The sequence below is a fragment of the Leptothoe sp. ISB3NOV94-8A genome (assembly GCF_043421595.1).
GTDB classification, from domain to species: Bacteria; Cyanobacteriota; Cyanobacteriia; order Phormidesmidales; family Phormidesmidaceae; genus Leptothoe; species Leptothoe turfae.
Genome location: NZ_JAXSQW010000001.1, coordinates 5,023,015 through 5,036,494, shown reverse-complemented (window position 1 = coordinate 5,036,494; position 13,480 = coordinate 5,023,015). Strand labels below are relative to the sequence as shown.

General features: G+C 48.8%; 12 protein-coding genes. 7 read left to right on the top strand and 5 right to left on the bottom strand.

Translation table 11 applies throughout. The annotated features are described in order from the left end of the window. Positions 1 to 21 precede the first annotated feature (21 nt). On the bottom strand, positions 22 to 738 hold the full coding sequence (locus SPB21_RS21455) for a hypothetical protein (protein ID WP_499060585.1): 717 nt from the start codon (positions 736 to 738) through the stop codon (positions 22 to 24). 371 nt (positions 739 to 1,109) lie between these two features. On the opposite strand from SPB21_RS21455, the gene SPB21_RS21450 reads away from it, so the two are divergent. Next, on the top strand, positions 1,110 to 1,562 hold the full coding sequence (locus SPB21_RS21450) for a hypothetical protein (RefSeq protein ID WP_490793839.1): 453 nt from the start codon (positions 1,110 to 1,112) through the stop codon (positions 1,560 to 1,562). A 193-nt stretch (positions 1,563 to 1,755) separates the two neighbouring features. After that, positions 1,756 to 2,193, top strand: a complete 438-nt coding sequence (locus SPB21_RS21445; protein ID WP_163662921.1) for a hypothetical protein — start codon at positions 1,756 to 1,758, stop codon at positions 2,191 to 2,193. A gap of 33 nt (positions 2,194 to 2,226) precedes the next feature. On the opposite strand, the gene murJ is transcribed toward SPB21_RS21445, so the two are convergent. Beyond that, complete coding sequence (murJ, locus tag SPB21_RS21440; RefSeq protein ID WP_163662918.1) at positions 2,227 to 3,831, bottom strand: murein biosynthesis integral membrane protein MurJ; 1,605 nt, start codon at positions 3,829 to 3,831, stop codon at positions 2,227 to 2,229. A gap of 395 nt (positions 3,832 to 4,226) precedes the next feature. Here murJ and sfsA point away from each other — a divergent pair, with 395 nt between their 5' ends. The 3 genes from sfsA (at position 4,227) to SPB21_RS21425 (ending at position 6,734) form a co-directional block, all read left to right on the top strand. Next, on the top strand, positions 4,227 to 4,943 hold the full coding sequence (sfsA, locus tag SPB21_RS21435) for a DNA/RNA nuclease SfsA (protein WP_499867666.1): 717 nt from the start codon (positions 4,227 to 4,229) through the stop codon (positions 4,941 to 4,943). 576 nt (positions 4,944 to 5,519) lie between these two features. After that, positions 5,520 to 5,720, top strand: a complete 201-nt coding sequence (locus SPB21_RS21430) for a DUF2811 domain-containing protein (RefSeq protein WP_006516492.1) — start codon at positions 5,520 to 5,522, stop codon at positions 5,718 to 5,720. 288 nt (positions 5,721 to 6,008) lie between these two features. After that, positions 6,009 to 6,734 (top strand): PHP domain-containing protein, encoded by a 726-nt coding sequence (locus SPB21_RS21425; protein ID WP_499867665.1) that lies wholly within the window; start codon positions 6,009 to 6,011, stop codon positions 6,732 to 6,734. 17 nt (positions 6,735 to 6,751) lie between these two features. Here SPB21_RS21425 and SPB21_RS21420 read toward each other — a convergent pair whose 3' ends face one another. Next, positions 6,752 to 8,020: an energy transducer TonB gene (locus tag SPB21_RS21420; RefSeq protein WP_163662910.1), complete on the bottom strand. Its 1,269-nt coding sequence runs from the start codon at positions 8,018 to 8,020 to the stop codon at positions 6,752 to 6,754. A 158-nt stretch (positions 8,021 to 8,178) separates the two neighbouring features. Beyond that, on the bottom strand, positions 8,179 to 10,143 hold the full coding sequence (locus SPB21_RS21415; protein WP_163662907.1) for a cation:proton antiporter: 1,965 nt from the start codon (positions 10,141 to 10,143) through the stop codon (positions 8,179 to 8,181). A 690-nt stretch (positions 10,144 to 10,833) separates the two neighbouring features. On the opposite strand from SPB21_RS21415, the gene SPB21_RS21410 reads away from it, so the two are divergent. Continuing rightward, positions 10,834 to 11,259 (top strand): hypothetical protein, encoded by a 426-nt coding sequence (locus SPB21_RS21410; RefSeq protein ID WP_163662905.1) that lies wholly within the window; start codon positions 10,834 to 10,836, stop codon positions 11,257 to 11,259. 19 nt (positions 11,260 to 11,278) lie between these two features. On the opposite strand, the gene SPB21_RS21405 is transcribed toward SPB21_RS21410, so the two are convergent. Continuing rightward, positions 11,279 to 12,118, bottom strand: a complete 840-nt coding sequence (locus SPB21_RS21405; RefSeq protein ID WP_499867664.1) for an acyl-CoA desaturase — start codon at positions 12,116 to 12,118, stop codon at positions 11,279 to 11,281. A 75-nt stretch (positions 12,119 to 12,193) separates the two neighbouring features. Here SPB21_RS21405 and SPB21_RS21400 point away from each other — a divergent pair, with 75 nt between their 5' ends. Continuing rightward, positions 12,194 to 13,426 (top strand): methionine gamma-lyase family protein, encoded by a 1,233-nt coding sequence (locus tag SPB21_RS21400; protein WP_163662899.1) that lies wholly within the window; start codon positions 12,194 to 12,196, stop codon positions 13,424 to 13,426. Positions 13,427 to 13,480 lie beyond the last annotated feature (54 nt).

Sequence of the window (13,480 nt, the reverse complement as noted above, 5' to 3'; positions counted from 1 at the left end):
AACAGCTAGGCCACTAAACAGCTAGGCCACTAATGTGTGATTGCGACTAAACCACATGCGGCGACCAGCAGCCGTCAGGTTTTCAACGCAGATTTCTGCCAGGCACACTAACTCATCCCCTTGACTATGATCTGGATTGGCTTGCTCAAAAAACTGGATATGGGGATCTGAGCACCGTTCTGGTGGCACGGTTCCCAGAATAGGAGAGAGCTTTTGGGGCTGTGTAAACCGTACAATCCCAGATACTGGGTCATAGGTGTTGCCAAATTGTTGTCGAGCGAGATTGTCCATTAACTGCTGCATGGGTTCTGGTGTGGGCTGATCATAGCGAGGATAAAATGTTTTCCAGAATGTGGGTAGGAGGCGGTAGGTGCGAAAGCCGGATGAAATCAGTAACCAAAAAAGACGTTTGTCAGGGTGACGCAGCTGATTGATAGCCTGAATCCAGGCTCGGGGTAAGGTGGCACTACTCCAAGCCGTAGGATCAACAATCGTGTCCCCAGAATAAACAACACTTAAAGGCTCCCCATTTACGATCACATCGTAAAGTCTTAGGGTGGAAAATCCTTTTAATTGCTCCATGGTGTCTTTGATCAATAAAACCCAATTTTTATGGGCCAAATCCGTTGAAAATATGTCTGGTGTCACACCACTAAAATGGTGCTTGAGTAGACGATACATGGCTGCACGGTCGTCCGTCTTTAATTTTTGAATAGAAACCAGTTGGGAATGCATCATGGTTTGGAACTCAGGTGATTGCGTTACTCCCATTGGTGTAGTTAACGGGTGGTCTAGCCAACGGGATTAGCAAAGTTCTGCTGAGTGAAAACTTTGCTGTGTCTGTTTGAATTTAGCCTGATCTATTTGTGAATAGGCAATGAGGCTAATGAATGCATACCGTAGAGTGTGTGGTACTACGTAACGATGCGTAGTGAGGCGAAGTTATAGGCGATGTCACCCACAAGGTTCCTTATTTGGCAAAATTTGTGGTTAATCGGGCAAAAAGAATTATCTGTCATAAAGGTTTAATGAAATCAATCAAAATGCCCCGTACTCTTTCTGAGGGCTCGTTAGCTTAAGAATACTTTTGTCCCCTGTTTAATAATCCTATGTCGTCACAGCCATCTGTTCAGACGGGCCAACCATCGCAGCAACCATCCAAGCCACGTAGTAAGGGCAAAGCGATCGCAAGACTAATTTTGCTTGCACTTTTAGCGACGGGCACATGGGTGACCCTGTTCACTACTGGGGTGGTTACCTTAGGCGGTGTCCCCTACTCGATATTGATAAAAGTGTGGCGAACTCCAGCCACCCGCGCTGCTCTGTTGCGCAGAGATTCGTACGCATTACATGACCTGATGGATAACATGGGCATTGAAGCCGAAATCAAAAGGTACTACAGCAAGCGTATTAAAGATCCGGTGGAGTTAGACCAGCATATTCATCAAATCCTCTACGACCGGACCCGTTACGTGGGGGAGAACTATGTGGTGGTGAGAGGCAAGCTCATACCGAAAAGCTATGACATGGTTGAAGAATTGTATGAATGTCCCGAATGTTAGATTCCAGGGTGAGATTCAGGGATAATTATGCAGCAATCCATATCAAGGTGACTTAATCTGAGGAAAATCCTGGAGGATTAGCCGAAAATTACCTTTTTATAAAAGTTTCATAAATTCACCTACGGATACTTAGTGCTTTTTCGAACGACTCGCTAGGTTAAGTACATTCCACATTACTTTCCTGTTTCCCGTCATGTACTCACTTCGGTCTGTCCAGGCTCGCCAAAAGTCCAATAAAACCATGGGCAAGGTGATTGTTGCGGGAGCCGTCGGTACGCTCATGGCTGTCGGTACATGGGTTGTGTTATTTACAACCGGGGTGGTGACCTTAGGCGGGGTTCCTTACACCATCCTCCTGAAAGTGTGGCAAAATCCAGCGGCACGCTCTGCACTCTTAGGTGGCGAAGAAACCGAACTCCATAATTTAATGGGTAGTTTGGGCATTGAATACGACATCAAAGAGTACTATCGCGATCGCATCCAGGACCCCGTTAAATTAGATCAGCATATTCACCAGATCCTCTTTGACCGCACAGGCTATGTTGGGGAAAACTACACCGTTAGGGGCCGCACCCTGGTCCTAAAAGATCCTAGCAAGCTTGAAGAGTTACGGAATTGCCCTAATTGTTAGTTAGTGAATTGGTTAGCTGGTTAATCTAAGATTTTATCGTCGCAGTAGTTTGGCCTTCAATTGATCAAACAGCAGTTTTGCTTCAGGTATCCCTAGAAGCATAGCGGCAGCAGCAAATATCCCTAAACTGACTGCTCCAGCTACACATAAGACCACTAAATTTACGAGAAAACCTTCAGTACCCAGCCAGGTTTCTAAACCCAAGCGACTTAACCAGGCAGCAGCCCCTGACACACCACTGCTGAGCAGCAGCAAACCTAAGGGCTGAGCCCACTCAAGCCAGGGCAGCCCGTTGATTTTGCGAGATAGCAGTATCAACAGTGCCACCATGGATACTAAGTTGACGCCTACGGTGGCTAACACCAAGCCGGGGGCTCCGTATCGGCTAATTAAAATAAAGTCCAGTAGAGCATTCAGCCCAATGTTGAACAGACTGATGCGAAAGGGTGTATCGCCATCGCCGAGGGCATAGAACACCCGCACCAAAACATCTCGCCCCAGATAGACAAACATGCCGACACCGTAGGCAATGAGTACTGATGTGACCAATTGGGACGCGTTTTTATCAAAAGCCCCCCGCTCATACACCACCCGCACCATGGGTAAGGCTAAGGTGATGAACAGGGCACTTAAGGGCAGCATGGTCAATGCTGTCAGCAATAATCCCTGACGGATGCGTTGTTTTAGTTCATCCCAGTGAATGGGGTCCGCTAACCGGGCAAAAATCGGTAAAAAGGGCACCAAAATAACATTGGAAATAATCCCTAGGGGAGTTTGCACCAGGAGATTGGCGTAGTCTAGCGCCGCAATGGTACCGGGTAAAGCCGCCGCAAAAAACAGATCCACCTGTACATTGATCTGCATCATGCCCGATGAAAAGGTAGCTGGTCCCAGGACATTGAGCACATCTTTAACGGCTGGATCCTGGGTATTAAATCGCAGCCGCAGTCGGCCCAGGCCCTGTTTCCAGAGCACCGGTACCTGGACTAACCACTGGAGCACTGCGCCGACCAGCGTGCCGATGGCCAGGGCCGCACCGCCCACGAGGGCATAGCCAGGTTCCGAAATTTTGTCCCCCAGGGTGAACAAAACAACCCCCAAAGAGACAATCACGGCACTGCTAGAAAACAGGGGACTAATGGACGGTAGCCAATAGTGATCAGCCGCATTCAGGGTGCCAAAACCAATGCCGATGAGTCCGGCAAACATGGCCATGGGGGCCATAATGCGGAGCTGCAAAATGGCAATATCTCGGGTGATGGCACCCGCCTCTACGTTTTCGCTCAGCCGATTCCCCAATATGCCAATAATGGATGGGGCAAAGATAACAATGGCCAGGGTGACAAACAACAGGCCGATCCCGACTAAGGTTGTAATGGTTTCTACCAGCGGAGCGATTTCACTCTTTTTACGATTAGCGACGCCTCGCACAATAGCGCTGTGGAAGGGGCCATTAATGCCCCCCAACAACACCAATAAAAAACCAGGGATAGCGTAGGCTAGACCATAGGCATCGGCCACGGGTCCGACAGCAAATGTGGCAGCAATGGCCTGGGTTCTGACTAAGCCAAAGACTTTGCTAATTAATGTTGCGATCGCAACAATGCCGGCAATACCAGCTAAAGAACGTTTTGTCACTGGACCCTCAACACTGAATACTCAACTATGGCGTGTTGTGGAGCCAAGTACAAATTGATCAGTGACAATAGCTGACCCAATTTTGTGACGACTACGTTTCAAGCCCTGTATAAAAGATAATTAAATCTGTACTAAAGAACAAACCTGTAGTGAAGACAAAAACCACCCTGCCCTTCTGCCAGTTTGCATTCCAAGAATTTCACAGGAATTAGAGATTAACAAGTTTTGCACCACAGTTCAATACGTAATTTTACGGGGGCTGACTGTTGAACATCAGAAATTAGATAGATATTCTGGCGGCCTAAATTTTCGAAAAAGCGACCTGGGCGGTCTTTAGGGTGGTTTACCCCCCTACACTGAACTCATCTATTATTTGTTGTTGAACCTTATTTCTGATGAGTTCCATCCAGGTCCATACCTTTCCCCCCCTATTAGAAGGCAGGCTAATCAAGCGCTATAAGCGGTTTATGGCCGATATTGAACTGGCGTCAGGAGACATTGTGACGGCCCATTGCCCCAACACAGGCCCGATGACGGGGGTTTGTCACGTCAATGGTCGGGTCATGGTGTCCCAGAGTGATAATCCCAAACGCAAGCTTGCTTACACCTGGGAGCTAGCGGAGGTCAATGACAATGGGCCTGTTTGGGCGGGCGTGAATACGGCGTTACCGAATCGTGTGATTCAAACGGCCCTTAACGAACGCATTTTTGACCAACTGGGTGCTTACGACACGGTTAAGCGGGAAGTCCCCTACGGCACCAAAAGTCGAATTGATTTTTTACTCACCACTGACGACCGACCGATATACATCGAAGTCAAAAACTCCACCTGGGCTCAGGGGCAGCTTTGCCTGTTTCCCGACACAGTGACTACCCGAGGGCAAAAACACCTACGAGAACTCACCGCACTATTGCCGGAATCCCGAGCCGTGATGCTGTACTTCATCAACCGAGGCGACTGTGATCAGTTTGCCCCTGGTGATAGTGCAGACCCTGACTATGGTCAGCTGTTGAGGGATGCGATCGCAGCAGGTGTGGAGGTATTACCATGCCGATTTGATATTTCTCCAACCGGTATCGACTACATCGGATTGGCTGAACTAGTGCTATAGCGCAAAACATTTCAAAACATTTAAATATGCCGCAAATGGAATGCATATGAACTTTTTTAGAGATTGTGCGTAGATGTTATGTGCTTTTTGATACGAATTTTCCGTGGCAATGGCTACCTTTTTGCAAAGAAATTGATTCTTATCTTTTGGCAAACTTTTCCCCACGGAATCCACAAGTTTTCCACAGGTAGGCGGGGGTTTTCCACAAGTTTTCCACAGGTTAGAACGAAAGATAAACCTGTAGCTCCAGTTCTGGGGATAGCAACGTGAATCTAACAATTATGAGAAAGAGTCGATTTAAGACAAAGTAATGTTAAGAAAAAAGCTGAAAACCCTATTGACTTCGTTCTTTTAAAAAAAGTGATTGTGAGATGCTCAATCATATTGACGTTGACAATGCCTCTCGCCATTAGCAAAATTATTTGACCACCACCGGGTTATCACGGTCCCAACGACATGCGATTTTGACGTTCACAGTGTTTTCAATGGGATTGATGATTTCTTGCTGCCCTCCTGCAGTTACATTCCGTGCATTCTCAGGACGGACGTGCTGCAACTATTGAGGTTTTCCCATCCATGAAAATTACTGTTAGTATCCTGGCGGAGATTCCTGAAGAACTCCATGAATCCTTAAAGGGCTATTTGGAGAATCATCCTGCATGGGATCAAGATCGGGTATTTTCGGCAGCGCTGTCGTTATTCCTTCTGCAAAACGGTGACAGCGATCGTCGAACGTCCAAAGTTTATCTAGATACTCTGTTCAATTACGCTGCCTAAGAAGGGGTATTTGGGTGAATGGGGCCTACTGATTTAAGAGAGTTGTCTAACTCCAACGATTAACAAACAATAGAGCTATTTTCCTTTGTCAGTGAGGTGTTTTATCGCATTTACCTTCCTGATAAAGGGAAATAGGTTGATCGATGTCAACAACTCGAATTCAGAGGTATTAGACGATCTAGCTGCACTCTTCTGGAATGATAATTCTCGGAGTAGAAGGCTCTTCAGCCCTTATGGCCTAAGAGTTTTGGGTATATTAGTATCATGCAATAGTTTTTAGCTCTATCCATGGCTGAGCCCTCTGCCTACCCCAGTTCGCGTCCTTTGACTAGCCAATCTGCCCAAGAATTACAACAGGTTTTTCAGCAGATTACTCACCACAGTTGTCCCAATCACTACAACTTTCATATGCATACCCATTGCTCCGATGGGAAGCTTAGTCCTGGTGAGCTGATGGAGCAAGCTATTAGTCTTCAACTTAAGGGATTTTCCATTACGGACCACCATACGATTCAAGGCTATAAACAAGCCTGTCAATGGTTGGAAAATTGGCGTTGGAAGCACCCGTCAACTTGGTCGGCCAGTCATCAGGCAAAACTACCCAGGCTTTGGTGTGGTGTTGAAATTACATCTAGCTTGCTGGATGTGGATGTCCATATCCTGGGCTATGCGTTTAATCCAGCACATGCAGCCTTCAAGCATTATTTGCAAGGGGGATCTCCCAGCGGGAATGACCGGGATGCCGCAGTCGTCATCCGGGCAATTCAAGCGGCTGGAGGGGTTGCTGTTTTGGCCCATCCAGTGCGATACCGCCGCCCCCCTGAAGAGCTGATTCCAGCTGCCGCCGCCTTGGGCATTGATGGTGTGGAAACGTATTATGCCTACGACCACCCGCCTGAATGGCGACCGACACCCAAAAAAACAGAACGTGTGCAAGAGCTGGCAGATACCTATGATCTGCTTAGTACCTGTGGCACGGATAGTCATGGGATGACACTGACGCGTCGAGTTTAAGCATCGCGGTTCTATTATTATTCCGTTGCCCCAGGACTCTGCTCGTTACTATCTGGTGGTTCGTTAGGACTATTATCTGGTGCGGTAGAATCTGGTTCGCTGTTTCGTACGATTTCTAAGAGTTCTTCGGCACTTTTGCAAGCCTCAGCGTCGTAGTTGACGATGAGCTCAAAGGGATAGCGAGTGGCTTGTTCCGTAGCCGGAAATTCGCTATTCATCAGGGTGTCTATGGCTACCTGGTTAAGGTAGTCGTAGCCTGTGCTACGTAAGACTTTCGGATTGCTGGGGGTGCCGTCTGGAGCTACTAAAATACCCACTTCGCCATTGGTGGGAGGATTTTGAGCACACAGGTTAAAACTGGCATCAAGGTTTAGTTCTCCGATTTCTGCGGTTTCCACAGCTCCATCCATAGCGCTGTCAGTTTGCGCTTCCCATGCTTCGTAATTGTCTGCTATTTCTTCTGGAGTGGTGCTTTCAGCATCATAATTAAACTTCGCCTGTAGCCGCTCCAGTTGTGTGGGCTCGTCTGTGGCTTCTGGATTAGCCGCTACCTCTGTATTCTCGGTATCCTCAGATGTTGCTTCCTGGTCAGACTGTTCAGGCAGCTCAGGCAGTCCTTCATTGGCTTCAGTTTGCTCCGCTGCGGCCTGTTCAGCTTGCTGTTGTTCCAGTTCGAGTTCTCTCGCTAACGTGTCCTGGTCTGTATCGATCTCGGGCACCACACTGGGCGGTGGTGCTGGAATGGTAATCGTCGTCGTTTTGCGATCGCGACTTTGACCCGATTGTGTAGGCGTATCTCGAATGGAAATATTGGGCCGTGGAATGTAGGGATTCTGGAAAGGGCGGTTGCGCCTCAGGGTATTGGGTGAGCTGAGGGATGGATTCGTTGTGCGATTGCTGCTGGAGCGATTAAAAATATTTGGCCGCGTAAAAATATTAGAACGGTTAAGGGAACTTGCATTGGGCAAGTTATTGATGGAAGGGCGCGAATTAATATCAGGAATGGCCGGTAGTCGTGAACGATTGAAATCAGGCAGTCGGCCCTGCTCCGCCGGAGATAGGGTTACCAGAGGGACAGTGCGAGGTGCATCTGCCACCTCTTCTTCACTAAAGGCGGCGAAGGATGCTGAGGAAAAACGAGGCATAGCCGCAAACAGCACACCATGGAAGCTCAGGGAGGCAATCGCAGCCACACCGTAGGGACTGGTGACGAGTTCCTTGAGTTTACGCAGAGTGGTTTTGACCAAAGATGGGCGCTGGGGAGATAGCTCAGGAGAGTTAGACATGGCACGTTGAGAGCACTATTCCCAAGTGCAATGGGGCACTTGGCTAATCAGTAAGAAAAAGTCAGGAATCTAATAGATCTGCACTGGGTCTGAATACTGGGATCAGCATAGACAATTTAGGGAAAAAGTGTGGCATGGGTGGCCAGTTGCGATCGCTCTTATGGTGTTTGCACGCCGCCTGAAGGTTTATCCTGCGTTTCCCCAGCATCAGCCACGTTGGTGGCACTAGACTGCTGATCTAGAGAAGGCGCAGGTGCTGCAGAGGGGGGCAGGGTATCCGTCACCAAACGTCCGGTACGTTTACCGCCAGATAAGCGTCTCAGGAGTTGGGGCGTCGGATCGTGCATTAGGTAGGTAACCGTATCCCCTGGTTGCCAGGTCCCTTGCCCTAAAACCACATCTAGCTTGCCATTGCGCTGCACGGTAATAGGCAGCAAATCACCACTGGTAATCAATTTGTTCAGTTGCTCGCGCTGTTTTTCAAAATCCTCATTTTGCAGTTGGGTGGTTTTTAATTCAGCGGCGTCATCTTTTAAATATGTATTCCAGGTTTTGATGGCAAGGGGTGTCGGCCTAACCTTACTCCCTTTGCCATTGGCTTTTGGTTCCGTTTCCTTGTCGCTGCGGGGCAATACCGCCAAAACACGGGGGGGCTGAAATTCTTCAGCGGCTCTTTCGGCCACCACCGAATTCACTTCTCCATTGGTCGTTAGGGCTAAAAAGGTACCAATGGAACTGAGCCCTGCTTCATCCAGCAGTTCGGCGTCCAAAGCACTGCTCAAATAAACCCGGAGGCCATCTTGTTTAGCCAGCTCGCACGCCTCTTCATCGGTATCAAACATGACGACTGATTCCCCCTGCTGGTTAAATAATCGCCCGACCAAACGACCCACAGGGTTACACCCTACGATCACCACACCAGTGGCATCGGCTTGGGTAATGCCTAGAAATTTTGCCACACTACGGGCCGTCAGTCCTTGGATAAAGACAGTCATGATGATGGTCAGAAATACCAAGGCTTTAATGGAATCACCACCGTTGATGCCCCGATCGGTGAGCAAAATTGCAAACAAGGAAGCAACTGAAGCCGATACGATGCCGCGGGGGGCAATCCAACTGAGGAAAATCTTTTGCCGCCAGTTGAGATCACTATTGAGGGTACAGGCATAAATATTGAGGGGGCGTACCAACAGCATCAGTGCCAAAACTGTGAATACTGAGCCCACACCTAAAGCAAACACACTGTCAATGGACAGGTCTGCGGCCAGCAAAATAAATAAAACCGAAACAGAAAAGACGGTTAGCTGGCCCTTAAATCTGCGTAATAGCCGTTCATCTGGCACCGATAACGCCCGTAAGACTAGACCAGCGGTGACGGCGGCCATTAATCCAGATTCGCTGCGCACTTCTTGGGCCAGTCCAAACAGACCCCATACGCTAGCCAGCACCACCAGGTTACGCAATTCTTCTGACAAAAAATCGGCGCGTTTGAGAAACTGCCCTAGCAAAGCACCGCCCACACCGCCAATGACAGCACCAATACTGAGCCGCTGGGCCAATCCACCCACAATGAACCCCACATCGGTGTCACCGTTGAGCAAAATATCAAGGACGACGACGGCTAAAATGGCCCCCACCGGATCAATCAGTACGCCCTCGCCTTCTAAGATAGTGGCAACTTTTTTCTCCACCTGCACCTGACGTAGCAAAGGGGTGATTACCGTTGGCCCCGTAACCACCACCAGCGAACCATACAAAAAAGCCAGGGGCCAGGGGAATTCACCAAACCAGTGGGCTGCCATGCCACCCCCCAGCAAGGTAATAAACGTACCGATGGTAATTAAATTACGTAGACTGCCAGATACCTGGCCCAGTTCTTTGAGTTCTAAATTGAGGCCACCCTCAAATAAAATCAGCGCAACACACAGAGAGACAATAACTTCTAACCCTGACCCCAGCACCTTAGGGTCAATGATCTGCAATGTGTCAGGCCCTAAAAGCACCCCGAAACTGAGTAGAAAAATAATGCTCGGTAACCGCAAATATTCAGCGACAACCTGGGCGGTGATACCAGCTAGGACCGCTAATACAATTTGCAGAGTGATATCAAACGGGGTTGCCATTGGCTAGATTTAAAAGGGGGGCCCCATGGATGGGGCCTAAATAATAAAATGTCACTATGGGCAGGCTGATGGAATAACGGTGATAGCTTGTATCAGCCCAGAAAAGCATTCAAATCCTTAATCTAACATCTAACGTGTGAGGGAAACGGTCAGAATATAGCTGACCTCCCAGTGTATAAGCGTTACTGGCCAAAAAAAAGGGTGGACCAAGGCCACCCAAATCACAGGAGTTATAAGGAGATACGACAATCCGACCGCCGGTAACATACCAAGGTCGAATGCCATGTTGGGTAGCAACTTTTAGCATACGAAAACTGTAGACAATCTACGGGAATTCGTTGCTAAAAATTGCTACCCACGCATATATCTTAATGGGAGTTTTTTGAAAACGGTAAGTTTATGGAGAAAGCTGTAAGATTTTTTTTTCAATAGATAGTATTGATCGTAAATAAAATTACAACCTGTATCAACTCTAAAATCGATCTTAACAATCAGTCGCATTCCTGAAAGTAGTGGCTATTTTGGGAATAGGAAGAATGTAGTCGACCGCTGCAATGCCTAAGGTTCTTGAGCTGGTTAGAATGAAGCTCACAAGGCTTGGCTTAGGTGCCACAAGGCTTGGCTTAGGTGCATTTATAGACAAAGGTCTCGCATTAACTCCAGTTCTTAACGCCCCTTCTTTTCACACTAGTGTTGCGCTATCGCCAGTTTTTTAAGGATCGAGCCCTGCGCTCCCAAAAGCTAGTTCAAAAGATAGATTTGAGCGAGGTCTACCCCTGCCCGACCTGCCGTCATCGAGGCACGATTAAGGAGATCACTCTGACTGAAGCGTTTGGTTGCGATCGCTGTCAGCAAATCTATGTGATTCGAGATGGTGGCTTCGGTCTAGAACAGCTATCAGGAGCCCATCCATATCGTCGCCTATGGCGTTGGACAGGTCATCAATGGAAGCAATATAGCCAGTTACCTGCATCTAGTTGGCTAGGGTTGCTGGTAATCATAGCTATATTGCTGGCTATCTCAGGATTTTGGCTGCTCCTGTCCACATCATTTAGGATTTTGGCTGTATTACTAGCCGGTTTAGCGGGCGGCGCTATTTTGACATCGCGCCGTTGATGGTGGCCGGTTGCCTAAGCTAACTCAATAAAGCCGCCTGTACATCTTCTTGCTTGGGTATTTTGACCTTGGTGGCCAGCCCCAACTTAGAGAGCAGTTGAATCGTCATCCAGGTGACATCAATTTCCCACCACTTAAGGCCATGGCGAGCTGAGAACTGGAAAGCATGATGGTTATTGTGCCAGCCTTCTCCGTAGGTGACGACAGCCACCCACCAGCAGTTGGTGGAGTAGTCGTTGGATTCGAAGGTTTTATAGCCAAACTTGTGGGTGGCGCTGTTGACAAACCAGGTGCAGTGGTAAACCGCAACGAGACGTACAAAAATGCCCCACAGGACAAAAGACCAACCACCGATGACATACAGCAGCAAACCCAAAGCAATCTGCATTAGCAAAAAGTAATTTTCGCAGAACAGATAGAACGGATCCCTAGCAATATCTTTAGTCAGCCGGGGAACGTCACCATCAGCGGGCACTTCATAGAAAATCCAGCCCATGTGGCTCCACCAGAAGCCCTTGGTAGAGCTATGGTGGTCAACCGGCTGGTCAGAATGGGCATGGTGATGCCGATGCAGGCCAATCCACTCAATGGGACCATGCTGACAAGCTAGACTGCCGCAGAAGACAAAAAAATACTCCAGCCACTTAGGTACCGTAAAACTACGGTGGGCCACCAGACGATGCCACCCTAAGGTAATTCCTAAACAACCTGTCACCCAATGTAAAAAGAGCGCTACCGCTATAGCGCTCCAACTAAAGTTTGAAGGTAAGAATGCCAATAGGGCAATGCTGTGTACAGCGACCATAAAGATCGCTGTAGGCCAATTAATAGGAGGTTTTGGAACGTTTGCAACAGTCATGTAAAAATCTCAGCGTTAACGTAGGGGCCAACTTGCGTCACAATTAGAGCCCGCGTCATTAGCCCAGGAAAGCGAGTGAATAGCCTGAAGACACTGCAGCCGACAGAACAAGCACTATTTTCGATTTTTTATGCAATTGACTCCCAGGTCAAGAAAAATGTTGCTCGAATCTTGGCAGCGTTTCGACAACATAAGGTGGGAACGCACCATTTTTCAGGGGTTTCAGGGTATGGTCATGATGATTTGGGACGGCAAACTCTAGATCAAGTGTTTGCTACTGTGGTTGAGGCGGAAGCCGCAGCTGTCAGGGTGCAGTTTGTCTCCGGAACCCATGCCATTACCTGTGCCCTTTTTGGGGTGCTGCGACCTGGTGATGAACTCCTGGCGGTTACTGGCGCTCCCTATGACACCTTGGAAGAAGTCATCGGTGTGCGAGGCAATGGCCAGGGGTCACTCAAGGATTTTGGTATTAGCTACCGGCAGATGCCCCTCACCTCTGAGGGAGGTATTGATTGGTCTGGTTTGGCCACAGCGATTCGTCCCAATACCAAAATGGTGTTGATTCAGCGGTCGTGCGGCTATAGCTGGCGCAGCAGCCTGACTGTCGACGAAATTGGTCAAATTGTCCGGGCGGTCAAAGCCCAAAACCCTGACACCGTTTGTTTGGTCGATAACTGCTATGGCGAGTTTGTAGAGACCTGTGAACCCACGGCAGTGGGGGCAGATCTGATGGCGGGTTCGCTGATCAAAAACCCCGGCGGTACAATTGTGACCACAGGGGGATATGTAGCTGGACGCGCTGACCTGGTGGAAGCCGCCACCTGTCGGCTCACTTCGCCAGGCATTGGTAGCTCTGGTGGGTCTACGCTGAATCAAAATCGATTGCTTTTCCAGGGGCTTTTTCTAGCACCGCAAATGGTGGGTGAGGCCTTAAAGGGCAATTACCTATTGGCCCACACATTTAGTCAGCTAGGCTATGCCGTGAATCCAGCGGTCGATGCGCCTCAGCGGGATGTGATTCAAGCGATACGTTTGGAAGACCCCGATAAATTGGTGGCTTTTTGCAGAGCAATTCAGCAGCATTCCCCCGTGGAAGCCTATGTGGAGCCGGTACCTGCTGGCATGCCGGGATATGACAGTCAGTTAGTGATGGCCGGTGGTACCTTCATTGATGGCAGTACTTCGGAGCTTTCAGCCGATGGACCTTTGCGCGAACCCTATGTGGTTTATTGCCAGGGAGGCACCCATTGGACCCATGTTGCGATCGCCGCCGAAGCCGCCGCCGCCGCCATTGGTCCTGCCACTTAACCTGCCAATTCAATTGTTACAATAGCTACACATAGTTACCCATCAGTACTCACC